Source organism: Legionella taurinensis (assembly GCF_900452865.1).
Taxonomy (GTDB): Bacteria; Pseudomonadota; Gammaproteobacteria; order Legionellales; family Legionellaceae; genus Legionella_C; species Legionella_C taurinensis.
In genome coordinates this window covers 2,341,217-2,364,578 of sequence record NZ_UGOZ01000001.1, presented here as the reverse complement: position 1 = coordinate 2,364,578, position 23,362 = coordinate 2,341,217, and the positions used below count along the sequence as shown (strand labels likewise).

The window sequence follows — 23,362 nt, the reverse complement described above, 5'->3', positions numbered from 1 at the left end:
CCATGACCTGCGATACCCTGTTAATGAATGCCACAACGATTAACCCCGCCGGCGAAGAGCAAGCGGCTCAGGCCATTGCCATTGCCGAAGGGCGCATACTCTGGTGCGGTGCGGCAGACACCTTGCCTGCCCACTACCTTAAAGCAAGGCAAGTCGAGGATTGTCAGGGGCAATTGATCACTCCGGGTTTAATCGATTGCCATACCCATCTGGTTTACGCCGGAAATCGTGCAGATGAATTTAAAAAGCGTCTGCAGGGTGCAACCTATGCAGACATTGCAGCAGCCGGCGGCGGTATTGTATCAACGGTTAGGCAAACCCGCGCGGTTTCTGAAATGGAATTGCTTGAACAATCCCTGCCGCGTCTGCAGGTCATGCAGCAGCAGGGAGTGACCACGGTGGAAATCAAGTCCGGTTATGGACTTGATTTGGACAATGAACTGAAAATGCTACGGGTGGCCCGCCGCCTCGGGCAATTGACCGGCGTGCGGGTAAAGACCACGTTTTTAGGCGCCCATGCCGTTCCTGTGGAATACAAAGGGAATGCTCAGGGGTACGTAGATTACCTCCTCAATCGGGTATTGCCTGCGGCAGTGGAGTCGGGTCTGGTGGATGCCGTCGACGTGTTTTGTGAAACCATCGGCTTTACGCTTCAGCAGACTGAACAGATTTTCTTAAAAGCCCAGCAAGTGGGGTTGCCCATTAAATGCCATGCAGAACAATTGTCCCGGCTTGGCGCCAGCCAACTGGCGGCCAGCATGGGCGCGTTGTCCTGTGATCATCTCGAATACCTGGATAACGACGGTGCGGCGGCGCTGGCGCGTCAGGGTACCGTGGCGGTCCTGCTGCCGGGAGCCTACTATTTTCTCGGCGAAAAGAAAGCGCCGCCAGTGGATCTTCTGCGGCAGGCCGGCGTGGGCATGGCGGTGGCCACGGACTGTAACCCGGGCTCGTCGCCGACAACGTCGCTGTTGCTCATGTTAAGCATGGCCTGTCGGTTTTTTTCACTGACGGTGCAGGAGGCTTTGGCTGGCGTGACGCATCAGGCAGCCAAAGCCTTGGGCTTAGCCGATAAAATCGGCAGTATTCAAAGCGGCTTGCAGGCGGATCTGGTGCAATGGTCCGTCAAGGACAGCGCCGTTTTATGTTATCATTTTGGTTCCCCTGTACCGCAACGAACCATGATTGCGGGAACGTGGCTTACCCATTCAACAACGACACAGGAGCTTCAGGCATGAAAAAATTTATTCTTATTGCGTTGTTAGCCGCAGGCACGGCTGGAGCTGCTTCCCCGCACTTGCATGCAGTGACACTGAAAGCGGTGACCATAAAAACTGAAAATACCAAACAGGTCATTGATATCCAGTATCCTCAGGGGTTTGCCAATCCACAGATTAACCAGGCCATTGAGCTTCTCATTCAATCCATCAGGCAATCGTTTGACAAAGCGGATCCGGATGCACAAAATCTGCCCGCGGATGTCCCCGGCAAAGATGGATTAACCATTACCTATAAAGTAATGTTTGACAACCAGCAGGCGGTCAGCGTCCTGTTCAATGTCTCCGCGTATCGTCGTGGCGCGGCTCACCCCAACAATACCGTTCAAACCTTGAATTTCATTAACGGCAAGCCTGTGGTACTGGGTGAATTGTTTAAAGAGAATACCAATGCCCTGCAAAAAATGGCTGACTTTTCTTATGAAGCAATTAAAAAGAAGGCCATTAATGACGATGAGCAGTGGCTAAGAGAAGGCACCAAAGCGACAGTAGAGAATTATAAAAACTGGTATTTCAGTTCAAAGGGTATTTCTATTGCGTTTGATCCTTATCAGGTGGCCGCCTATGTGTATGGACCACAAACAGTTACCATTCCTCGGGCAGTTATTCAAGACGCCCTGCGTTCGGATGTAATTAAAGCGGTGTGGGGTAATTAATGACAACAAATGGTCCGTATATCCGTGCTGATGAAAAAATTGCTGAATTGACTTTGCGCAGCGTCATTCTGGCTATCGTCTTAACGGTGCTTCTGGCGATGTCTAATGCGTATCTTGCATTAAAGTTGGGCATTTTAACGTCGGCATCCATTCCTGCGGCCATTATTTCCATGGGCATTTTGCGTCTGTTTAAAAATGCCACCATTCTGGAAAACAATGCTGTGCAGACGGCCGCTTCGGCTGGCGAGGCGGTGGCGGGGGGCATTGTTTATACCATCCCGGCGTTGATTATTATCCAGTACTGGCAAGGGTTTGATTACCTGACTAATTTTTTTATCGCCGTCTGCGGCGGCATACTCGGTGTGCTGTTTTCAATTCCTCTTCGCCGCGTATTGGTCAATGAGCCGGTCTTGCGATTTCCTGAAGGCCGTGCCATTGCAGAAGTCTTAAAATCATCCGCCGAGCGCTCAGGCATCAAAGACATTTTTATCGGCGGGGCCATTGGCGGCTTGCTGGAACTCTTACAAATCGGCTTCAAAATCATTGCCAGCAGTTGGAGTTTCTGGTTCGTCGCCAAGCGTTCGCTGTTTGGGTTCGGGGCCGGTTTTTCAGCAACAATGATTGGTGCCGGCTACCTGGTAGGGCATGAAATGGCCATTTGTATTTTCCTCGGCGCCATTATTTCCTGGTTGGTGGCTTTACCCATCGCCAGCCAGTTTTATCCCCAGTTCGTGGCGCATCACCCTGCGCAGAAGGCCGCTGTCATGTTGTGGAACAGCGAGATGCGTTACATGGGTATTGGCGCCATGCTGTTTGCAGGCACTTGGACTTTCCTCAAGTTGATTAAGCCTTTGGCGAAAAGCATGCGCATTTCTTTCCGTGCCTTCATGGCTAAAAATCACGCGGAGTCCCAGTTGCCGCGCACGGATCGCGACATCCCCATGCCTTATATTTTAATCGGCATCCTCATTATGGCCGCCGTGCTGTTTTTATTTTTCCAGTTTATTTTTCCTTTGGGAGAAGCGGGTCTTGACAGTGATTTTGCCCCGACACTGGTTTTTGCAGCCGTCATTTATGTCCTAGTCATCGGTTTTTTGTTTTCAGTGATTACCGGGTATTTTTCCGGCATGGTCGGTGTGACGGCGAGTCCCGGGAGTTCAGTGGTGATCGCGGGGATGCTTTTTGCAGCCTGGTTGCTGTTAACCATTGTCAACCATACACTGCCGTTGCCGCTCACTAATGGACAAATTCGCGCGGCGGAAGCCATTACCATCATTATTGGCTCCGTGGTGACAGGCATTGCAGCCATTGCCAATGACAATACTCAGGATTTAAAAGTGGGCCAACTGGTTGGCGCGACGCCCTGGCGGCAACAGGTGATGTTGTTATTGGGGGTGGTGGTTTCGTCATTGGTGATCCCGCCGGTGATGCAAATCCTCTTTGATGTGTATGGCATTGCCGGTGTGATGCCTCATGAAGGCATGGATCCCAGTCAATCTTTGCCGGCGCCCACTGCCGCACTGATGGCCGCGATTACCGAGGCGGTGTTTCGTAACACACTGCCATGGACAATGATGTTTGTCGGTGCCGCCATTATTCTGTCCCTCATCGTCATTAACCGCGTGTTTCGTCTGGAACGGTTTATCCGGATTTCCATTCTGGGCGTAGCGATTGGCATGTATTTACCCATTGCTTCGTCGTTTCCCCTGTTCCTGGGCGGAATGATTGCGTTGTTTGTACGCTGGCAATTAACCCGAAAGGCCTTTGTCGGAGAAGAACGAAGTCAGCGCAAACAAACGGGCGTTCTGATTGCCTGCGGGCTGGTGGCGGGTTCTGCTTTAGTCGATGTGCTTTTAGCCGTTCCATTCTCCATACTCCATACGCCTGATGCCTTAAGTGTCGTCAGCGACGGTTGGCAAAGCTATGGCGTTGTGCTTGGGATGGTGTCAAGCTTGCTGTTGGCCTGGTGGATACAGCATCGGGTTGTCAGAAAAGGCCCTGCTGCAAAAGCAGAATAAAAGATTTGATCATATACTGATAGTAACTTGGGTAAGGACAGCCAGGATAATGACATGGCAAACCGTGGCGAATGGGTTAAACACAATCTGCTGTTAATCATTGGTCTGGTATTGCCAGTCTTGCTGATGGTTGTCTTCATGCTGTCAACCCTGATTCCAACGGTTGTCAGCAATCCGCCCCGTTACGACATGGTTTTCGCCATTCAGGATTATTCCTCCAGTGTTGCGGCGCCCGTCAACGTTAACCTGGTGGTTAAACAGGGGGTTCTGACGGCGCAATACACCAAAAGCCCTAACGTCAATGCCTACGGCTGGAAAAAACTGTACCTGTATGAGGCAAAAACTCAGAAAGTACGCGAACTACCCTTCGCTTTCCCCAGCGACTCAGGAACCATGCAGGGCATGGTGGAGCAACCCGTTGAAGCAACAAAGGGAATGAAACTGGATACGACTCTGGAATCACCCGACGGTTATCAATTGTCTTATCGTGGCCATTCCAATTCAGGCGGGTTATTTGGGCAGCTGCTATGGGGAGGCAGTTACAATAATCAGGCGTGTCTTCGTAAGGGAAGCCAGTGCATTAAACTCATGGGCAATGATAACCGCGGGTATTATTACCCCGGCTATGTGCAGTTTATTGGGTGGGTCATACCATGAACCGTGATGAGGCCTTAGTCGAAATTGTAACGATGGCCAAACGCCATCACTTAACGCCCGAGGAAATAGCCGCTGCATTTAACGCGTCGCCCACTCAGCAAAGGGAAGAAGCCTCCAGTCAACTCCTTAAAAACATGCTCGGTTATTTAGGCGGGATTTTAATTTTTGCCGGGATTTGTATTTTCATCGCCATGAAATGGGCGGACATCACGGTTCCAAGCCGCATCATGCTGACCTTAGGGGTTGGTTTTTGTCTGTTTATCATGGGCATTACCTGCACGCGTTACGCCCACTATGAACGGGCGTCTACCCCCCTGTTCTTGATTGCAGCCTTACTTCAACCCATTGGCATGGCCGTTTTCTTAAGCGAATACGCGAAAGTGGACAATCCATCCAAAGGGGTATTGATTGTCAGCCTGATTTTCATGCTGCAACAGGGGTTGGTTTTTTTAGCCACTAGAAAAACCGTGCTGTTATTCACTACCGTGTTATTCAGCCTGAGTTTTTTCGTGGCCGCTTTTGATTTGCTGGAAGTGCCTTATCGAACAGCCTGGCTGGTGCTCAGTGTCTCGCTGCTTTGCGTCACCTGGGTTATCAATCACTCGCCGTATCAGGCCATTGCGTCCGTGCTGTTTTTTATTGCTTCGCTGGCTTTTTTTACGGTTACGTTCGATATTGTTAGGAATCAGCCCTACGAAATTTTCTATTTGGGATTGACCTGTGCCATGATTTTTCTGGCCATTGCCGCTAAAAACCGCACGCTGTTGGTCATTTCCACCCTGGCGACTTTATTGTACATTGGCTATTTTACCGGTAAGCATTTCCCCGATACCCTGGGTTGGCCTATCACCCTAATTCTTATTGGCGTAATCCTTATCCTCATCAGTTCGATGGTGATTAAGTTAAATCAGAGGTACATCAGCGGTGGAGACAGGTAATTCTTTTACCAGCCATCAAAGGGACGGTGTTTTTTAATCTCGTCCCCTTCGCCGCGATGATAATGGAAACGGGTCACCAGTTCGCCTGATTTTTTGTCCCAGAACGGATGGTAATCCACTCCCGCCAGGCGTTTCCTACCCTGATAAAAATTCAAGCCGCCGCCGCCACGTTTGTAAAATTCAAGCGCAAAACGATAATTTCCCTTTCGCATAGAACTGTATGCGGCCAATGAAAGGGTTAAAAAGGCAGCCGGTGTATAAACGAGGGGGGACAGACCCTCTGTTTTTTCTTCTTGCTTGTCTTGCATGAGGTACTCGATTTAAAAGACGGTATTTTAAACATTTTGCCCGTTAAATTCACCATGAAATGAATAAATGCCTGCAAGTAATCCTTATTGGTTTCATCGCTGGAAGGCCAGGTATATAATTTAAAAATGGAGATTTGGTCGTCAGTAGGCTGATGAAGTTTGATTGTTTGGTGCTGGGTGCTGGAATCATTGGGGTTTCTGTGGCGGCCCATCTGCAGAAGCGGGGACGTGCGGTGGCCTTGGTGGATGTCAAATGTCCAGGCAGTGAAACCTCGTTTGGCAATGCGGGATTAATTCAGCGGGAAGGGGTTTACCCTTATGCCTTTCCCCGCGAGTGGACGCTGCTCGCCAAATATGCCTTTAATCGCTCGCCCGAGGTGCATTATCATTGGCGGGATCTCGCCAAACTCGCTCCCTTTTTGTTCAAGTACTGGTTTTATTCCAAACCTTCCCGCCATGCCGGTATTGCCCGTGATTATGCGACTCTCATTGAGCATAGCGTGAGAGAACATCATGCCCTGGCTGACAGTGCCGGTTGCCGTCACGTATTAAAAAGCGGCGGCTGGCTTAAACTGTTCAGAACGGCCGAACGACAAGACCGCGAAACCCGGTTCAGTGAACACCTCATGGCTGAGTTTGGGGTCCAATTTGACGCCCTGGATGCTGCCGCTCTGCAAGGTCTTGAACCACACCTCAATCCGTCACTACAGGGGGCCTTGCGCTATGGCGGTGCAGAAACAGTCAATGATCCCGCTGCGCTGGTATCAGGCTATGCCGCCTATTTTAAACAATTGGGCGGTCGTTTTTTTCTGGGGGATGCGTTTTCGCTGTCAGAGGGTTGGCAGATGCAGGCAGACGAGGGCATTATCCACGCCGATTCTGTGGTGATTTGTTTAGGTCCCTGGTCGCAACCTTTTTGTGCCCGTTTAGGCTACCGTTTCCCGCTGGCAGTAAAACGAGGCTACCACATGCATTACGCGAAGGAAGAGGGGGCTTTTCTTCATCACCCGGTGCTGGATGTAGAGCGAGGGTATTTGCTTGCTCCCATGACTCGGGGTATTCGTTTGACTACCGGGGCTGAATTTGCCCGCCTGGATGCGCAAAGAACGCCTCGGCAACTGAATGCAGTAGAACCCATTGCCCGCCAACTGTTCCCCATTAAGGACAGGCTGGAAGCATCCCCCTGGATGGGAAGCCGGCCCTGCACACCGGACATGTTGCCAATCATTGGCCCCGCTCCCCGTCATGCCCGGCTGTGGCTCGCGTTTGGCCATGGGCATCATGGCCTGACCTTAGGCCCGGTGACGGGTCGATTGCTGGCTGAAATGCTGACTGGCGAAGAATTACTATTGGACCCGACACCATTCAGCCCGCAACGCTTCGGCAGATACCAATGAATACAAACGCTTATTCTTCGTGTTCCACCACGTGATCCTGCGCCTTGGTCACGTCGCTCTCATGCGCACAATGGGCGCAACAATAATAATTACCGTCCGCTTCCAAGCCGTGGCCGATGATGCGGCAAGAACAATGCGAACACACCGGCGCTAGTTTTTGAATGGCACATTCAAAGGAATCAAACAGATAGCGGGCGCCTTTTTGACGAATCTCAAAGCAATTGTGGTAATGGTTACCGCAAACGATACACTGATCCATGTGTTTCTCCTTGTGGTTATAACGCCGGCGTTTTGACCGCATGAAGGACAAGTTCTTTAAGCTCCTGTTCGCTGTATTGGGTATAATCCTTTTGTATCAGACGAAAGAGTGCGTTTAAGGCTGTTTTATTTAACACTTTATCCAGCATGCCCCAAAATGTGGATGGGGCGATGACGATTAATTTGATACCGTTGTGAACGGTTTCATTGATGTAATGGCCCAATTCCTGGGCAAATTTATTTTTTTCTACCTTTTTGGGATCGCTTCTGAATTCATACGCGCCTCCCACCCCATGCTCGCTTTGATATTGTCCGGAGCGATCGGCAATTAATTCGCTTCGTTTTTCCTGACTTTCCGGATGCACAAACACATCCCTTAAGGTAAAAGTCGTGTTGGAATTCTGCAATTTCAGTGCATAAAAATTAGCTTTCGAGGCATTGGCAATCAGCACCAAAAAATTATCCATGATTATCTCCTGTTTTTTTTCTGTTATTTCTTTTATGATTTTTTAGCGAAATAACAGCCAACCTTCAGGTAACCGCTTGAATGAATGGCCTTTCTTAATAAGACAAAAGCCACACGGGGTGGCTTTTGTGAAGCTCGCCAAGACAGAAAGTCTCGCGTGTTCTTCATTTTAAGTATAGATCACAGGATTGAATTTGTCCAAAAAAAGTACATATTCTTTTGCCAAAAACGGGTTAAAATAGGGTGAAAAAGAGCTAACCATTTGCTTTTATTGCACTCTATTCTCACTATAAAATAAGATGATTTTTCGTTAAAAGGAATTAAGGATGACAGTTGCACAGTTGATGGGTAACCTCAATACCAATCCTGCTTTTATTTATGTGATAGGCCGAACCATCATTTTATTCCTGTCCGGCATTCTCATTATCCGTTACGGTAACAGGCGATATAGTCTGCGCACCACGTTTGATTACCTGCTCATCATTATCCTCGGAGGGATTATCAGCCGGGGCATTAATGGTTCCCCTGCCTTATTATCCACAGTGACCGCGTTATTCACGCTCATTTTGTTACATCGCCTCATTGCAGTGGTGACTTGTCACTCCACTAACCTGGAACGCTTCTTTAAGGGAAGACCGCGCTTATTAATTGAGCAGGGCCAATTGTGTGAAAGAGAATTGCAGCGCATGCACATCACCAGAGAAGATCTCTTAAGTGAATTGCGAAGCCAGCTCCATTCCGATGACCTTAATCAAATCAAACGGGCCTATCTTGAAGGAGGCGGTCGAATTACCTTTGTACGGTTTTAAGGGGCACGCCTTGAACCGGTTATGCATCAAGGCGTGAACCCCGAAAAGGGTTCTATAAGGTCTCTATTGTTTTTTGATGAGCAAGCAGCTTGTCTTTCGCCATTTTGGCCTGGGTGAGCTTTTCCTTTTCCTTGGCAATGATGTCAGCCGGTGCCTTGTCTGCAAAATTGGGATTATTAAGTTTGCTCTCAGCAAGATGAATGTCCTTGTCCAGCTTGGTGATTTCCTTGTGCAGTCGCGACAATTCGGCATTTTTATCAATCAAACCAGCCATAGGGATTAGCAATTCCAGGTTACCGACGACCGCGGAGGCAGACGCAGGGACAGGGTCCTTGTCACTTAAAAAGTGAATGTTCGTCAGTTTGCCTAACGACAAAAGAATGGACGTGTATTTTTCAATTCGACCTTTGACCTTGTCATCGGCATTTTTTAAATGAAGTGAAATTAATTTAGCCGGTGAAATCGACATTTCGCTGCGGATGGTACGAATCGATTGAATGACTTCTTTAAGCCAGTCCAGTTCTGCTTCCAATTCGTCGTTGATGTAGCTTTCCACCACCTGCGGGTATGCGCTCAGCATCAGGCTTTCGCCATTTTCACCGTTTTGACTGATTAATTTGCTGGTGCGCTGCCATATTTCTTCGGTAATAAAAGGCATAATGGGATGCAGCAAACGAAGGATTTGATCCAGAACATGAATTAAGGTACGGCGGGTGCCGCGTTTCATGGCTGCCAAAGCCTGTTCTGCATAGAGGACGGGCTTGGATAATTCCAGATACCAGTCGCAGTATTCGTGCCAGACAAATTCATACAGGGTATTCGCCAGCAGATCGAAACGGAAGGTTTCATAATAGTGATTCGTCTCTGCAATGGTGCGTTGCAGGCGTGACAAAATCCATAAGTCCGCCGGGCTGTATTGAAACGCGCCGTCACCGAGATCAATCTGATCTTCGTCGGTATTCAGCAGCACGTAGCGCGCGGCATTCCATAGTTTATTACAGAAATTACGATACCCTTCCACGCGGCCCATATCAAAACGGACATTACGTCCCGTGGAAGCCAGCGAACAGAAGGTGAAGCGCAGCGCATCGGTGCCGTAGGCGCTTATGCCCTCCGGAAATTCCTTGCGGGTGGCCCTGGCGATTTTATCGCGCAGGGACGGGAGCATCATGTTGGACGTGCGCTTGGCAACCAGGCTTTCCAAATCAATGCCGTCGATGATATCAATCGGATCGAGGACGTTACCCTTGGATTTGGACATTTTCTTGCCTTCGCTGTCGCGAATTAAGCCGGTGATGATCACATCCTTAAAGGGAACTTTGCCGGTGAACTTTAAGCCCATCATGATCATGCGGGCTACCCAGAAGAAAATGATGTCAAATCCGGTGACTAAGACCGAAGTGGGGTAAAATTGTTCAAACTCAGGCGTGCGCTCCGGCCAGCCCAGGGTTGAAAAAGGCCACAGGGCGGAAGAAAACCAGGTATCCAGGACGTCTTCATCCTGTTTCAAGGGCATGGATTCATCGATTTTGTATTTAAAGCGAACATCATTCTCACTGTAACCCACATACACATGACCATGGCTGTCATACCAGGCTGGAATACGGTGCCCCCACCAAAGCTGGCGGCTGATGCACCAGTCTTCGATGTTTTCCATCCACTGGAAGTAGGTTTTATTCCAGGCCTCAGGCACAAAACGGATTTCACCTCGTTTCACGACTTCGATGGCGGGCTCAGCCAGGGGTTTGGTTTTGACATACCATTGATCGGTTAGCAGGGGTTCAATAATGACGCCTGATTTCTCACCGCGCGGAACTTTGAGCTTATGCGGTTCTGTTTTTACTAATAAACCGGCTTCCTGCAAGTCTTTAATGATTTGCTCGCGGGCGACAAAACGGTCCATGCCCTGATAAGCGACTGGCGCATTTTTATTAATGGTGGCTTTGCGGGTGAAAATGTTAATTAAAGGCAGGTCGTGGCGCTTGCCGACTTCATGATCGTTAAAATCATGAGCAGGCGTGATTTTTACACAGCCGCTGCCAAAGTCTTTTTCCACGTAGTCGTCGGCGATAACCGGGATGTCCCGATTGCACAGGGGTAAATGCACGGATTGACCGATTAAGTGACGGTAGCGTTCATCGTCAGGATGAACGGCCACGGCGGCATCTCCCAACAGGGTTTCCGGGCGGGTTGTGGCAACGACTAAGGATTCGTTGGAATTGACCACGGGGTAGCGGATATGCCACAAAAAGCCATCTTCTTCTTCGGAAAGCACCTCGAGATCAGACACGGCAGTGCCCAGTTTGGGATCCCAGTTGACCAAGCGGGTGCCGCGATAAATCAATCCCTCGTCATGCAATTGAATAAATACTTTTTGCACAGCGGCAGACAAGCCTTCGTCCATGGTAAAACGTTCGCGTGTCCAATCCACGGAGGAGCCGATGCGGCGCATTTGCCGGGTAATCTGGCTGCCGGATTCTTCTTTCCATTGCCAGACCTTTTCAAGGAATTGCTCCCGGGTCATGTCTTTGCGGGAAAGGCCCTGACTTTCCAATTGCCGCTCAACCACCAACTGGGTGGAAATGCCGGCGTGATCCGTCCCCGGCTGCCACAGGGTTTTTGCTCCCCGCATGCGTTGATAGCGAGTCAGGGTATCCATCAACGTGTGTTGAAAGCCATGGCCCATGTGCAAACTGCCGGTGACATTGGGCGGAGGCAACATGATGCAATAACTCTTCCCGTCTCCCTGGGGTTTGAAATAATGGTGGCTTTCCCATTTCTCATAGCAAGCCTGCTCGATCGCCTGGGGGGAATACGTCTTATCCATTGCTTTTGCCTGTTACTGATAAAATCATGGATTTTAACATAGTCCATCGGGAAATGAAGACTTAAGGCTACCCATGCTGAGAAGGCAGTGGTATCGTAAACGCCTTTTAAGGATAAAAAGGAAAAGCATGTTTACTCCCTCTGATGCCCAACAGCTGCTCCTCGAGTACTACCGCTTACCTGCCGTCGCCGCCCCGTTGCCCGGTGAGAGTGATTGTAATTTTCATATCAAGACCGATGCAGGGGACGAGTACCTGTTAAAAATATCCAGAGCGGAGGATCAGGAAGCGGTCATCGAGTTACAGAACAGTGCGTTGGCATGCTTGCAGCGTTTTCCACGGCCCTTTGGGTTTCCGCAACTCGTGCCTTTGGCCGCGGGTGAAGAGACGGGCCGTGTGTTTTCGTCTCAGGGCGAACGCTGCCACCTTCGGCTGTTTACGTTTGTTCAAGGCCAACTGTTGGCAAATACACCCTGTTCGACGGCGCTTTTGCATCAGCTGGGGCGTGCGGCCGGGCATTTGACCCAGGCACTTGCGGAGTTCAGGCATCCGGCCGCCGCCCGCCCATTGAAATGGGATTTAAGGCAGGCTGAATGGATTGAAAACGAGGTGCAGGCCATTGACCATCCGGACGATCGGCGACTTGTCTCGGATTTTCTGGCCGAGTTTAAGCGGGATACCGCGCCCCGTTTACCTGATTTACGTCAGAGCATCATTCATGGCGATTTGAACGATTACAACATCGTCGTTCAGTCTCGTCAGATCGGTTTCATTGACTTTGGTGATCTACTGCAAACGGCCACCATCTGCGAATTGGCAATTGCCTTGGCTTACGCGTTGATGCATCGCTCCGATGCGTTGGCGGCGGCCATGGAAATGATTCGCAGCTATCACCGCGTTTTTCCTTTAGAAGAGCGGGAAATGGAAGTTCTTTACTCTCTCGTGGCCATGAGGCTTTGTGTCAGCGTGGTGAATTCGGCTTTGCGCAAAAAGGAACACCCCGACAACGCCTACCTGACGGTGTCAGAACAACCGGCCTGGCACCTGTTAAAACAATGGCGGAGCATCGATCCGCATTGGGCCCTGCTCTGTTTCAGACAGGCGTGCGGTTTTATGGATAAGCACTTATCCGATAAAGAAGCGCTGTTATCGCTTCGCAAAAAAGTCATTGCCGACAATGTCGGTCTGTCTTATCGACAACCCCTGGAAATTGTTCGCGGTGAAGGGGTTTACCTTTATGACGAGACGGGACGGGCCTACCTCGACTGTGTTAATAACGTATGCCATGTGGGCCATTGCCATCCCCGGGTGGTACAGGCTGGCCAGCAGCAAATGGCGGTATTGAATACCAATACGCGGTATCTGCATCGCTACCTGCAGGATTACGCGCAACGCCTGCTGGCCACCTTGCCGTTGCCCCTTGATGTTTGCTTTTTTGTCTCATCCGGGAGTGAAGCCAATGAACTGGCGTTACGGTTGGCCTATAGCCATACACGCAGCCGAAAAACCTGGGTCATTGATCAGGCTTACCACGGCAATACCACCACCTTAATCAACATCAGCCCCTATAAATTCAAGCAGCGAGGAGGAGGGGGAAAACCGGATTGGGTTACTGTTCTCCCCATGCCGGATCCATTGCGCGGTCCCATGAATCCTTTGTTTTCTCTCCCCGTAGAACCGACGGTATTCATTGCCGAGTCCCTGCTCAGTTGCGGCGGACAGATTGAGTTGCCACCCGGCTATCTCGACTCCATTTACTCAGCCATTCGCTCGACAGGCGGGGTGTGCATCGCCGATGAGGTTCAGGTGGGGTTGGGACGGGTGGGTTCCCATGTCTGGGGCTTTGAAACACAGGGTGTGGTACCGGATATCGTGACCATGGGCAAACCCCTGGGCAATGGTCATCCCCTAGGTGCGGTGGTCACTACGCGGGCGATTGCCGCCTCGTTCAATAATGGCATGGAGTATTTCAGTACATTCGGCGGTAATCCGGTCTCTTGCGCCATTGGCCTGTCCGTGCTTGATGTGCTGGAAGAGGAAGGCCTGCAGGCGAAGGCCTGGTCAACCGGCCAGTACTTAAAACATCAATTGCTGGGTCTTAAAAACCGCTATGACTGCATTGCCGACGTACGTGGCCTGGGTCTTTTTTTAGGTGTGGAGCTGACAAAAAACGGCGGTGTGGAACCTGACGGGGAACTCGCGGGGGTGCTTGTGAACCGAATGAAAGATCTCGGCGTGTTATTAAGCCGTGACGGCCCTCATCACAATGTATTAAAAATAAAACCGCCGTTGGTTTTTGGCTGTGCGCAAGCCGATACTCTGGTGGCTACCCTGGATAAGGCCTTAGCCAGTCTGCTTTGAGTTCAAGGCGGCATCGGCCGCCTTGAAGGGAGCTTCTTCTAATGCGGTCTGGCTGCCTGCTCTTCTTCGGTTGCTTCAGCCAGTTCTGTGTCCCGGTCATGCCGATGATCCGCGGCAATGTAGGTGTACATTGTCGGTACCACGAACAAGGTAAAGCAGGTTCCCACAAGCAGACCGGCTGAAATCACCAAACCGATATCAAAGCGACTGACGGCCCCTGCACCGGTAGCGATAAGGAGAGGAAAGACCCCAAACACCATGGCAGCCGTCGTCATCAGAATGGGACGAAGGCGAATGGAGGCGGCTTCTTCCACCGCGGCCCGTCGGTCAAGGCCTTTTTCGCGTTGCAGCTGATTGGCAAAGTCAACAATAAGGATGCCGTGCTTACTGATTAAACCAATTAAGGTAATTAACCCCACCTGCGTGTAAATGTTGATGGACGCGGCTCCCAGATTTAAAGGAATCAAGGCGCCGCAAATCGACATGGGCACGCTGATTAACACGATGAGCGGATCCCTGAAACTTTCATATTGTGCGGCAAGCACCAGGAAAATCACGATAACCGCCAGGAAGAAGGCAAAAATCAGCGCATTCCCTTCCTGAATAAACTGACGCGACTGGCCGCCATAGTCATAAGTAAAGCCACGCGGCAACAATTCATCTGCCTGCTGCTGAAGGTAAGCAATTCCTTGACCCAGGGTTACGCCAGGCATCATTACCCCTTGAATGGTGGCGGAATTGAGCTGTTGGAAGTGGGAGACCGCGTTCGGCTGCGTCACCTCTTTGGCAGTGACCACGGTGGACAGAGGTACCATGTCGCTACTGGCGGTTCGCACATAAATTTCACCGAGCTGTTCCGGGGTGAGGCGGAAACGCCGGTCAAGTTGCGGAATGACTTCATAGCTTCGGCCCTGCAGGTTAAAGTAATTGACATAATTGCCCGACAAGGCACTGGTGAGGCTGCTGCCTATGGCCTGCATATCAAGGCCCAAATCGGATGCCTTGGAGCGGTTAATTTGGAATTCGACTTCCGGTTGGTTAAATTTAAGGCTATTGTCGAGGAAAATAAACAGCCCGCTTTGCCTGGCTTTTTCGATAAGCTGGTTAGAAACATCAAACAGGGTCTGGAAATCATTGGTGGTTTTGATCACGAATTGAATGGGCGTTCCTGAGCCCCCGCCGGGTAGAGGGGGCGGTATCACTGCAAAAGCAGAAAGGCCTGTGACCATGTCGAGTTTTTTCTGCAAGGGTTCTTTCATTTTAAATTGGGTTCCCTTGCGCTCATCCCAGGGCTTTAATACCATCCCCGACATTGGCGTGCTGGCGTTGATGGCAAAATAGTATTCGGTTTCCGGGAAACTTCGATAAATTTTGTTAAATTCATTGGTAAACGCTTCAATGTAGTTGATGGTGGCATACTGAGGCGCTGTTGCAATGACAAAGAAAAAGCCCTGATCTTCTTCCGGCGCTGTTTCTGTGGGCGTCGTGCTGTAGAGGTAAGGAAGCATTAACAGGACTACCGCCGAAAAGACAAGCATGATGCTGCGTGTATTCAGCAAACTGTGGAGACTTCGTTTATACCGATCCTTAAGCTTGGCGAATTTGTCATCGAGAAATCTGACAAAGCGGCTGCTGTTGGTGTCTGCGCTGAGAATCTTGGAGCACATCATGGGACTTAACGTCAGCGCGATAATCCCCGAAATAATAACGGCAGACGCCAAAGTAAAAGCGAATTCCTTAAAAAGCGCGCCCGTCAGTCCACCCATGAAACCAATGGGGGCATACACTGCCGCCAGTGTAATGGTCATGGCGATAACCGGCAGGGCAATTTCGCGCGCGCCGATAAGCGCTGCCTGAAACGGTGTTTTGCCTTCCTCCAGATGCCGGTGCACATTCTCCACCACGACGATGGCATCATCCACCACAAGGCCAATGGCAAGCACAAAAGCAAGCAGGGTCAGCAGATTGATCGAATAGCCCAGCGCCATCATCAGGGTACAGACCCCGATCAACGACAAGGGTATGGTCACCACGGGAATAATCACCGACCGCACAGAGCCTAAGAAAAGAAAAATAACAACAATAACGATTAATGCCGCTTCAATGATGGTGGTGATGACCTCATTAATGGAAGCGCGGATAAAGTCGGTGGCATCATACACAATGGTGCCGGTCAGGGAGGGCGGGAATTCGCGCTGGACCGAAGGAAACAGTTTTCTGACGTCGGTGATCACCGTCAGCGGGTTGGCGGTTGGCGTGGGCGTGATGGCCAGAAAAACGGCCTTTTTCCCGTTAAAGGTTACTGTCGTGTTGTAATCCTGGGAGCCTAAAATGACTTTGCCGATGTCGCGCAGGCGGATAATGGAGTTGTTGTTGCTGCGGACAATCAGGCGGCTGAATTCCTCGGCATTATTCAAATCCGTTTTCGCTGTCATGTTGATGGCCACGTATTCACTCTTGGTGCTGCCGGCTGCAGTTAAGAAGTTGTTGCGGGCAAGTACGGCAGACACATCGGCCGGTGTGATTTTCAAGGCCGCCATTTTGATGGGATCAAGGAATATACGCATGGAGTAAGTTGCCCCCCCCAGCAGTTCGGCCTTGGCCACGCCGTCCACGGTTTCAAGCTGGGGCTGCACGACCCGCACAGCGTAGTCGGTGATCTGCTGCGGTGTCATGGCCGTACTGTCAAGGCTGATGTACATCAGCGGGGTAGAGGTGTCTGAGCTTTTTACAATCACGGGTTGTTGGGATTCGGGGGGTAACTGGTTTAACGTTTGTTGAACCTTGCTCATCACATCGGTAAAAGCGACCTGTGGATCAAAATTGAGTTTGATGGTCAGAGTAATGGTACTGACACTTTGCGTACTGGACGACGTCATGTAGTCAATCCCCTCCGCACTGGCCACTGCGGCTTCAAGCGGGGTGGTGATAAATCCTGCAATCAGGTTGGCATCCGCGCCGGGGTAGGCGGTGGTGATGGTAATCACCGTGTTGTCCATTTTAGGGTACTGACGGATTTGCATGGTCATTATGGAATTAAGACCAAAGAGGAAAATTAACAGACTCACGACAGTGGCTAAAACGGGCCGCTTAATGAAAATATCAGTAAATTTCATAATATACCTGCTGACGATTGCAATGCGCGTGAAGCCCGCACGAAGGCTGCTTCACACAAAACCAGTATTATTGCCCTATGGTGTCAGGATTGCTGACGGCATTGAGCTTGACGCTGTTATTAATCACCACGCGCGTGCCGTTCTGCAGCTTAAGCTCCCCGGAACTGACGACTATATCGCCTGCCTTGACGCCGGAATTAATGACCGTGAAATTACCGGATTGTTCTCCCGTAGTGACAAACACGCGCTTGACATAGAGTTTATCCTTGCCGTTTTCATCCTTTTCGCCTTTGGTGCCTTTTTCAATGAGGTAAACAGAATGACCATACAGGCTGTAAGAAATGGCCGTGGAGGGCAGAACAATAACCTCAGAGATCGCCGGTTGTTCAACCGCGATGGAAGCGAACATCCCGGGGATGAAGACAAAATGCGAAATGTGGTTTTTTAAGTTGTCTTTTGTGCTGCAGGTGACAATGGTTTTCCCGGTGTCAATGTCCTTTGATGTTTTTACCAGCGTGGTCTTTTTCAAATCGCTTAGTGCCTCGGCGGGGCAATTGGGCAATGTCGCCTGAACCAGCACGTTGTGGGTGTTGGGGTCGACTTTGGCGTTGATGGCCGTAATCTTGGCCTGGAAAGCCAGTCCTTCAAATTCTTCCACATTAAACTCAATGCCCTGATTGATGTACAGGCGTTTATAGTATTGCTCAGGCAGATAGAATTGCAGATAAAGGGGATCTAAGGACTGCAGGGTAACAATCGAGGTCTGTCCCGGCGTAATGTATTGGCCGAGGTTCACCTGGCGGATACCGAGTTTACCGGCAAAGGGGGCGGTGATGTGTTTCTGCCGGATTTGCGCCTCGGTTTTTTCCACGTCGGCTTCACTTTGCTCGAGGTTGGCCTTCGCTTCATCCACATTGGAAACGGGAGCGGCCCCTTTTTTATTCAAATCCACCTGACGCTGGTAACTGAGCTGCCGCAGTGCCAGTTGCGCCTTGTTGAATTTAAGGGTTGCCTGGTCCACGCTGTCATCAATGTCGATAAGCTTGCTGCCTTCCGAAACGTATTGTCCGGATTCAAAATGGATTTTAACCACATTTCCAGAGGCTTCCGAGTTGACTTCCACCCCGTTGGTCGCCACGAAATTGCCGACGGCAGGAAGGGTGGGACGCCATTCGCGTTTAACAGCCGTGACAGAGGACACGCTGACTGCAGGGGGTTCATAGGTGGCGAAAAAGCGTTTAATCATGAAATTTTTAAACAGATTAAACGCAACGATGCCTCCGAAAACAATGACGAGGGCAGTGATCATTATGGTCATGCGTTTTTTCATGCGGCGTCCCCTGAAGCTCGATGTTGATTAAGCCTGTGATTGAAGTCATGGCATTACCTGTGGAAACGATCAATTCTCTCCCCGTCAGGAAAAAATGGCAATAGAGAGAAGCCGTTATAATGCGTTTATTCCTGTTTGAACGGCGAAGGTCATGAACATTTAAAAAACCTGTTGACTAAATACAATCCTTTGTTACCATTTGCTCTCCAATCCATGAATGGAGTTACCATGAAGTTAAAGTCATTGCTGTTCGTTTGTTGTTTGGGTTTGTTGTCTTCTGCCTTTGCTCAAAACCGCCATGTTCATCCGCAAGCCAAGCCTGCTGATGTAAAAGCCGTTGCCGGCGCGAAAAACGCGATGGTGCCCGGTTATTGTGAAATTGAGATCATCAATGATAGTTACGACAATCTTTCTGTGTTTGGGCAGTTCGATGATGGCAGTTATATGAACAGCTTCAACATTTACCGTTTTGATGCGCCCCACTACGTGAGTCTGTATTACTATGGTTACTGCCATGCCTGGATGAACCTGTATATCAAGACATTCAGCGGTTATTCTGTTTACGCCGGCTACACGCCAGTCAACAGAACAATCCATGTTGTTCCTTATCTCAAGGACCAAATCAAGGCTGAAGTCAGCGCCAAGTAAGCTGAGGTTCGTATGTTGTATCGGAAAGGCATGATTAATCCAATCGTGCCTTTCTTTTTTTTTAAAGCAGGGGGTTTTATGAAGCGTTCATTTTGGTTGTTACTGGCGTTGCCCGTGCTGAGCTCATGCGGCATAGAAGATGATTATTACATGAATGATTATCGTTATCCGCCGCCGCAGGCCCGTGTGGAAACACCGTATTATTCGGCTCCCTACGAGTCGGGGGCTGGCCATTACCACGGTCATCAAAGCAGTTATCGCCGTTATCATGGACACTATGGCAATAATAATCCCGTCATTGTACAAACGCCGCGCAATTACCGTCCCGGTGGACCTGCCAATGTGCATGGTCATTCCAGTCAGGGACAGCCAGGCGATAACACCCATGGTCACCCGAGCCAAAATCAGGCCGGTAACACCCATGGTCATCCCAGCCAAAATCAGGCCGGTAACACGCATGGTCACCCGGATGAAAGTCAGGGCGGCAACACGCACGGTCACCCAAGCCAGAATCAGGCCGACAATACCCACGGCCACCCCGGTCAGGGTGGTGTGCGCAGTTCCCGCGGCAGGGCGTGGAATCCCTACGGAAGCTATCAGCCGCAAGCCGCAAACACGGCTCAGGGGCAGGCTGGCCAGGCCGTTGTTACCCCTGCAAATGACAATCGGGTAAATACCATTTACGGCCATGACTAGTTCATTGCCGTGTGGTACTCTTTTGTAATTGTAAAGCAATGGAGGAATGGATGTTTAAGACAGCAAAGCAACTGATTCTGGTTTTCTCTGCCGCAATGATTGTCGCCTGTTCTTCGACACCAGGCAGTGAAAGCACTGGCGAATATTTAGACAGCTCGGCATTGACGGCCAAAGTCAAGGCCAGCCTGATTGATGAATTGGGAACCAAAGGCTTTTCCATTCAGGTGAAAACCTTTAAGGATGAAGTGCAGTTGAGCGGGTTTGTTGACAGTCAACGCATCAAACTGCGCGCTGGCCAGATTGCTGACAGCTTAAATGGCGTCAGGCATGTACGAAACGATATCATCGTCAGATAACGGTTGGTGGGGTTTGTCGTAAATTCAGTCTCAAATGAGTGAAAATACTCATGCAGTGGATGAGGCATAGGTGCTTTAAAAAACAGCGGCTATAATAGTCTAATCATTAATATTGAGGACAACGAATGTTTGATAACCAGTTTACTATCGCAGGATTTGATGACGAACTGTGGCAGGCCATCCAGGCGGAAAAACAGCGTCAGGAAGATCACATTGAGCTGATTGCCTCGGAAAATTATGCCAGCCCGCGTGTCCTTGAAGCGCAAGGCTCTGTGCTGACTAACAAATACGCTGAAGGTTATCCGGGCAAACGGTATTATGGCGGGTGCGAATGGGTGGACGTGGCGGAAAATTTAGCCATCACCCGAGCCAGGCAGTTGTTCGGCGCGGATTATGTCAACGTGCAGCCTCATTCCGGTTCTCAGGCCAATGCGGCGGTAATGATGGCGCTGCTTAACCCGGGCGATGTGATTTTAGGCATGTCCCTGCCTGATGGCGGTCATTTGACGCACGGCTCCAAAGTTAATTTTTCCGGCAAACTTTATGAGGCGATCGGTTACGGTGTGGATGCCAATACCGGTTTAATTGATTATGATGCGCTGGAACAGCTCGCGCTGACTCATAAACCCAAAATGATCATTGCCGGTTTTTCGGCCTACTCACGGATTCTTGATTGGGCGCGTTTCAGAGCCATTGCTGACAAGGTCGGGGCATACCTGATGGCCGATGTCGCCCATGTGGCGGGACTCATTGCGGCAGGTCTTTATCCCTCACCCGTTCCGTTTGCCGACGTGGTGACCACGACAACCCATAAAACCCTGCGCGGCCCCCGCGGTGGTATGATTTTAGCCCGTGCCAATGAAGACATTGAAAAGAAACTGAATTCGTCTGTTTTTCCCGGCATGCAGGGTGGCCCCCTGATGCATGTGATTTCGGCCAAGGCGGTTGCATTTGCTGAAGCCTTGCAACCTGAATTCAAAGCGTATCAGGAACAAGTTTTAGCCAATGCCAGAGTCATGGCGGAAGTTCTAACAAGCCGCGGTTATCCTATTGTGTCAGGCGGCACGGAAAACCACCTGCTTCTTGTGAATCTGATTGACAAAGGCATCACGGGCAAAGAGGCCGATGCCGCGTTGGGTCGTGCCAACATCACGGTGAACAAAAACGCAGTCCCTAATGATCCGCGCTCACCGTTTGTGACCAGCGGCCTGCGTTTGGGTACACCGGCAGTAACGACTCGAGGATTTAAAGAAAGGGAAATCAAAGTCTTGTCGGAATGGATTTGTGATATTCTCGACGACATTCAGAATGAAAGCTTGATTTCGCTGGTGAAATCCAAAGTGATTCATTTATGCCATGAATTCCCGGTGTATCGTTAATCATGTATTGTCCATTTTGCCAGGCAGAAGAAACCAAAGTGATCGATTCGCGCCTGATCGCCGAGGGCGCTCAGGTACGAAGGCGGCGTCAGTGTCTCGAGTGTCACGAGCGCTTCACAACCTTTGAGACGGCAGAATTAATCATGCCGCTGATTGTCAAGCGCGATGGGCGGCGTGAACCTTTCAATATCAATAATCTGCGCTCAGGAATGCTCAGGGCACTGGAAAAAAGACCAGTCAGTGTCGATGCGCTGGACGAGGCGGTAGAAAGCATTATGCAGGATATCCGCCGCAGCGGGGAGCGGGAAATCGACTCCCGTCAGGTTGGTGAATGGGTCATGAAACAGCTGTATCGTCTTGATCATGTTGCTTATGTCCGATTTGCTTCCGTGTACAAACGTTTTAAAGACGTCAGTGATTTCAGACAAACCATTGATGAAATGAAAGACGACCACTCGTCATGAGGTAGCTGTGGAAAAACAATCAATAAGCGGTAAGCGGCGTGCCCGTAAATTAGCGGTGCAGGCGTTGTATCAATGGTCCATGTCAGGCCATGAACTCTCGGAAATAGAAACTCAATTCCGTGTGGCGAATAACATGGACAAAGTGGACAGCGATTATTTCTGCCGTCTTTTATACGGCATCCCTGAAAAAATCACCGCGATAGAATCCGGGATTGAGCCTCTATTGGATAGGCCGATTACCACACTAAACCCGGTTGAACTGGCGGTTTTGCGTCTGGGCGCCTTTGAGTTGTTGTATTGCCTCGAAATCCCTTACAAGGTTGTACTGGACGAAGCCATTTCTTTAGCCAGGGAATTTGGCTCCCAGGATGGCCACCGTTATGTCAACGGCGTGCTGAATAATCTGGCACGGCAAGCCAGAGCCATTGAAATTAACGCTGGCAATGAATGAATTTTCCCTCATTGATGTCTATTTTAAACAGCCTGCCATTCAGCGGCCAGAGGTGATAATTGGTATTGGCGACGATGCGGCCTGCATGGAGATTCCTCCCCATTGCCAGTTGCTGGTCAGTACCGATACCCTGGTTGCAGAAGTCCATTTTTTAAGCGAATGGGATGCTTATGATATCGCCTGCAAGGCGGTGATGGTTAACGTCAGCGACATGGCGGCCATGGGAGCGGAACCCTGCTGGATGAGTCTTGCCTTAACGATGCCGTCGCTGGATGAGCGGTGGTTGACGCGTTTTTCTCAGGGGTTTCATGACTCATTAAAACAATACAACATCATGCTGATCGGCGGCGATACCACGCATGGCCCGCTCAGCATGACTTTAACCATTCACGGTTTAGTCGAAAGAGGGAAGGCGGTTAAACGCTCGGGGGCTAAGCCTGGCGATCGGATTTTTGTCAGCGGCCCGCTTGGCGCTGCCGCGCAGGCGGTTGCCTTTTTACACCAGGAGGGCATCGATAGCCAGGATAAGCAGACGATGATGCGCCTCCTGATGCACCCCAGACCCCGTGTCGATCTGGCACCCTTGTTACGAACCTATGCGTCGGCAGCCATTGATATTTCGGATGGGTTAAGTGCGGATTTAAATCACATCTGCACCCAAAGCGGTGTCCGTGCTTTACTTAGTCTGGATGCTATACCCGTGCATCCTTTGGTAGTAAAGTATCAACAGGACAAAGCCATTGATTTTGCTATTGGCGGCGGCGACGATTATGAACTCTGTTTCACCATTCCCAGGGAGAATGAAGCAGGCTTCAGCCAGGCACTGCAGCAAGCGGGCCTTGCCTGTTTCCCCATTGGCGTGATTGAGGAAGGTGAGGGACTCTACACGACAGGCGATGGTCAGCTCAGGGTATTAACGCCCCGCGGCTATAGCCACTTTTAAGGAAAAGCG

General features: G+C 50.3%; 21 protein-coding genes. 15 read left to right on the top strand and 6 right to left on the bottom strand.

The genetic code is table 11. The annotated features are described in order from the left end of the window. The first annotated feature begins 2 nt into the window (after nucleotides 1-2). The 5 genes from hutI to DYE45_RS10725 are packed head-to-tail and all read left to right on the top strand — an operon-like array spanning nucleotide 3 to nucleotide 5,546. Entirely contained in the window at nucleotides 3-1,238 is a 1,236-nt protein-coding gene (gene hutI / locus DYE45_RS10745) for an imidazolonepropionase (RefSeq protein ID WP_115300894.1), read from the top strand. Continuing rightward, nucleotides 1,235-1,933, top strand: coding sequence for an RsiV family protein (locus DYE45_RS10740; RefSeq protein WP_160160727.1), 699 nt, complete (start codon nucleotides 1,235-1,237; stop codon nucleotides 1,931-1,933). The genes hutI and DYE45_RS10740 overlap by 4 nt, the downstream gene beginning before the upstream one ends. Beyond that, the gene (locus DYE45_RS10735) at nucleotides 1,933-3,951 is read left to right on the top strand and encodes an OPT family oligopeptide transporter (protein WP_108290467.1); all 2,019 of its coding nucleotides are present in this window, start codon (nucleotides 1,933-1,935) and stop codon (nucleotides 3,949-3,951) included. The genes DYE45_RS10740 and DYE45_RS10735 overlap by 1 nt, the downstream gene beginning before the upstream one ends. 54 nt (nucleotides 3,952-4,005) lie before the next feature. Further along, nucleotides 4,006-4,608, top strand: a complete 603-nt coding sequence (locus DYE45_RS10730; RefSeq protein ID WP_108290465.1) for a hypothetical protein — start codon at nucleotides 4,006-4,008, stop codon at nucleotides 4,606-4,608. Beyond that, nucleotides 4,605-5,546 (top strand): DUF2157 domain-containing protein, encoded by a 942-nt coding sequence (locus DYE45_RS10725; RefSeq protein ID WP_108290463.1) that lies wholly within the window; start codon nucleotides 4,605-4,607, stop codon nucleotides 5,544-5,546. The genes DYE45_RS10730 and DYE45_RS10725 overlap by 4 nt, the downstream gene beginning before the upstream one ends. Before the next feature lie 5 nt (nucleotides 5,547-5,551). Here DYE45_RS10725 and DYE45_RS10720 read toward each other — a convergent pair whose 3' ends face one another. Beyond that, nucleotides 5,552-5,854 carry a hypothetical protein gene (locus tag DYE45_RS10720; RefSeq protein ID WP_108290461.1) on the bottom strand — a complete coding sequence of 101 codons (303 nt, stop codon included), beginning with the start codon at nucleotides 5,852-5,854 and terminating at the stop codon, nucleotides 5,552-5,554. 152 nt (nucleotides 5,855-6,006) lie between these two features. On the opposite strand from DYE45_RS10720, the gene DYE45_RS10715 reads away from it, so the two are divergent. After that, nucleotides 6,007-7,251, top strand: coding sequence for an NAD(P)/FAD-dependent oxidoreductase (locus tag DYE45_RS10715; RefSeq protein WP_115300893.1), 1,245 nt, complete (start codon nucleotides 6,007-6,009; stop codon nucleotides 7,249-7,251). A gap of 10 nt (nucleotides 7,252-7,261) precedes the next feature. Here DYE45_RS10715 and DYE45_RS10710 read toward each other — a convergent pair whose 3' ends face one another. Together DYE45_RS10710 and DYE45_RS10705 are read right to left on the bottom strand one after the other, a co-directional pair. Next, nucleotides 7,262-7,510 (bottom strand): metallothionein, encoded by a 249-nt coding sequence (locus tag DYE45_RS10710; RefSeq protein WP_108290457.1) that lies wholly within the window; start codon nucleotides 7,508-7,510, stop codon nucleotides 7,262-7,264. 16 nt (nucleotides 7,511-7,526) lie between these two features. Continuing rightward, nucleotides 7,527-7,976 carry a host attachment protein gene (locus tag DYE45_RS10705; protein ID WP_108290455.1) on the bottom strand — a complete coding sequence of 150 codons (450 nt, stop codon included), beginning with the start codon at nucleotides 7,974-7,976 and terminating at the stop codon, nucleotides 7,527-7,529. 325 nt (nucleotides 7,977-8,301) lie between these two features. On the opposite strand from DYE45_RS10705, the gene DYE45_RS10700 reads away from it, so the two are divergent. After that, nucleotides 8,302-8,784, top strand: a complete 483-nt coding sequence (locus DYE45_RS10700) for a DUF421 domain-containing protein (protein WP_108290453.1) — start codon at nucleotides 8,302-8,304, stop codon at nucleotides 8,782-8,784. A 52-nt stretch (nucleotides 8,785-8,836) separates the two neighbouring features. Here DYE45_RS10700 and DYE45_RS10695 read toward each other — a convergent pair whose 3' ends face one another. Next, a complete protein-coding gene (locus tag DYE45_RS10695) occupies nucleotides 8,837-11,611 on the bottom strand; it encodes a valine--tRNA ligase (RefSeq protein WP_108290451.1) in 2,775 nt (924 codons plus the stop codon). A 127-nt stretch (nucleotides 11,612-11,738) separates the two neighbouring features. Here DYE45_RS10695 and DYE45_RS10690 point away from each other — a divergent pair, with 127 nt between their 5' ends. Beyond that, nucleotides 11,739-13,970: an aminotransferase class III-fold pyridoxal phosphate-dependent enzyme gene (locus DYE45_RS10690; RefSeq protein WP_160160726.1), complete on the top strand. Its 2,232-nt coding sequence runs from the start codon at nucleotides 11,739-11,741 to the stop codon at nucleotides 13,968-13,970. 38 nt (nucleotides 13,971-14,008) lie between these two features. Here the strand turns inward: DYE45_RS10690 and DYE45_RS10685 are convergent, their stop codons facing one another. Further along, the gene (locus tag DYE45_RS10685; protein WP_108290447.1) at nucleotides 14,009-17,086 is read right to left on the bottom strand and encodes an efflux RND transporter permease subunit; all 3,078 of its coding nucleotides are present in this window, start codon (nucleotides 17,084-17,086) and stop codon (nucleotides 14,009-14,011) included. Between the two features lie 67 nt (nucleotides 17,087-17,153). Beyond that, entirely contained in the window at nucleotides 17,154-18,416 is a 1,263-nt protein-coding gene (locus DYE45_RS10680; RefSeq protein ID WP_108290445.1) for an efflux RND transporter periplasmic adaptor subunit, read from the bottom strand. Nucleotides 18,417-18,644: 228 nt separating this feature from the next. On the opposite strand from DYE45_RS10680, the gene DYE45_RS10675 reads away from it, so the two are divergent. The 7 genes from DYE45_RS10675 to thiL all read left to right on the top strand — a co-directional run bounded on the left by DYE45_RS10675 (nucleotide 18,645) and on the right by thiL (nucleotide 23,353). After that, nucleotides 18,645-19,064 (top strand): hypothetical protein, encoded by a 420-nt coding sequence (locus tag DYE45_RS10675; RefSeq protein ID WP_108290749.1) that lies wholly within the window; start codon nucleotides 18,645-18,647, stop codon nucleotides 19,062-19,064. Nucleotides 19,065-19,142: 78 nt separating this feature from the next. After that, nucleotides 19,143-19,760, top strand: a complete 618-nt coding sequence (locus tag DYE45_RS10670; protein WP_133138138.1) for a hypothetical protein — start codon at nucleotides 19,143-19,145, stop codon at nucleotides 19,758-19,760. A 50-nt stretch (nucleotides 19,761-19,810) separates the two neighbouring features. Beyond that, the gene (locus DYE45_RS10665; RefSeq protein ID WP_108290441.1) at nucleotides 19,811-20,116 is read left to right on the top strand and encodes a BON domain-containing protein; all 306 of its coding nucleotides are present in this window, start codon (nucleotides 19,811-19,813) and stop codon (nucleotides 20,114-20,116) included. A 125-nt stretch (nucleotides 20,117-20,241) separates the two neighbouring features. Continuing rightward, nucleotides 20,242-21,495 (top strand): serine hydroxymethyltransferase, encoded by a 1,254-nt coding sequence (gene glyA, locus DYE45_RS10660; RefSeq protein WP_115300892.1) that lies wholly within the window; start codon nucleotides 20,242-20,244, stop codon nucleotides 21,493-21,495. A gap of 2 nt (nucleotides 21,496-21,497) precedes the next feature. Further along, the gene (gene nrdR, locus DYE45_RS10655) at nucleotides 21,498-21,959 is read left to right on the top strand and encodes a transcriptional regulator NrdR (RefSeq protein ID WP_058531164.1); all 462 of its coding nucleotides are present in this window, start codon (nucleotides 21,498-21,500) and stop codon (nucleotides 21,957-21,959) included. A gap of 7 nt (nucleotides 21,960-21,966) precedes the next feature. Next, entirely contained in the window at nucleotides 21,967-22,410 is a 444-nt protein-coding gene (nusB, locus tag DYE45_RS10650) for a transcription antitermination factor NusB (protein WP_108290437.1), read from the top strand. Beyond that, nucleotides 22,403-23,353 carry a thiamine-phosphate kinase gene (gene thiL, locus DYE45_RS10645; RefSeq protein WP_108290435.1) on the top strand — a complete coding sequence of 317 codons (951 nt, stop codon included), beginning with the start codon at nucleotides 22,403-22,405 and terminating at the stop codon, nucleotides 23,351-23,353. The genes nusB and thiL overlap by 8 nt, the downstream gene beginning before the upstream one ends. The last annotated feature ends 9 nt before the right edge of the window (nucleotides 23,354-23,362 follow it).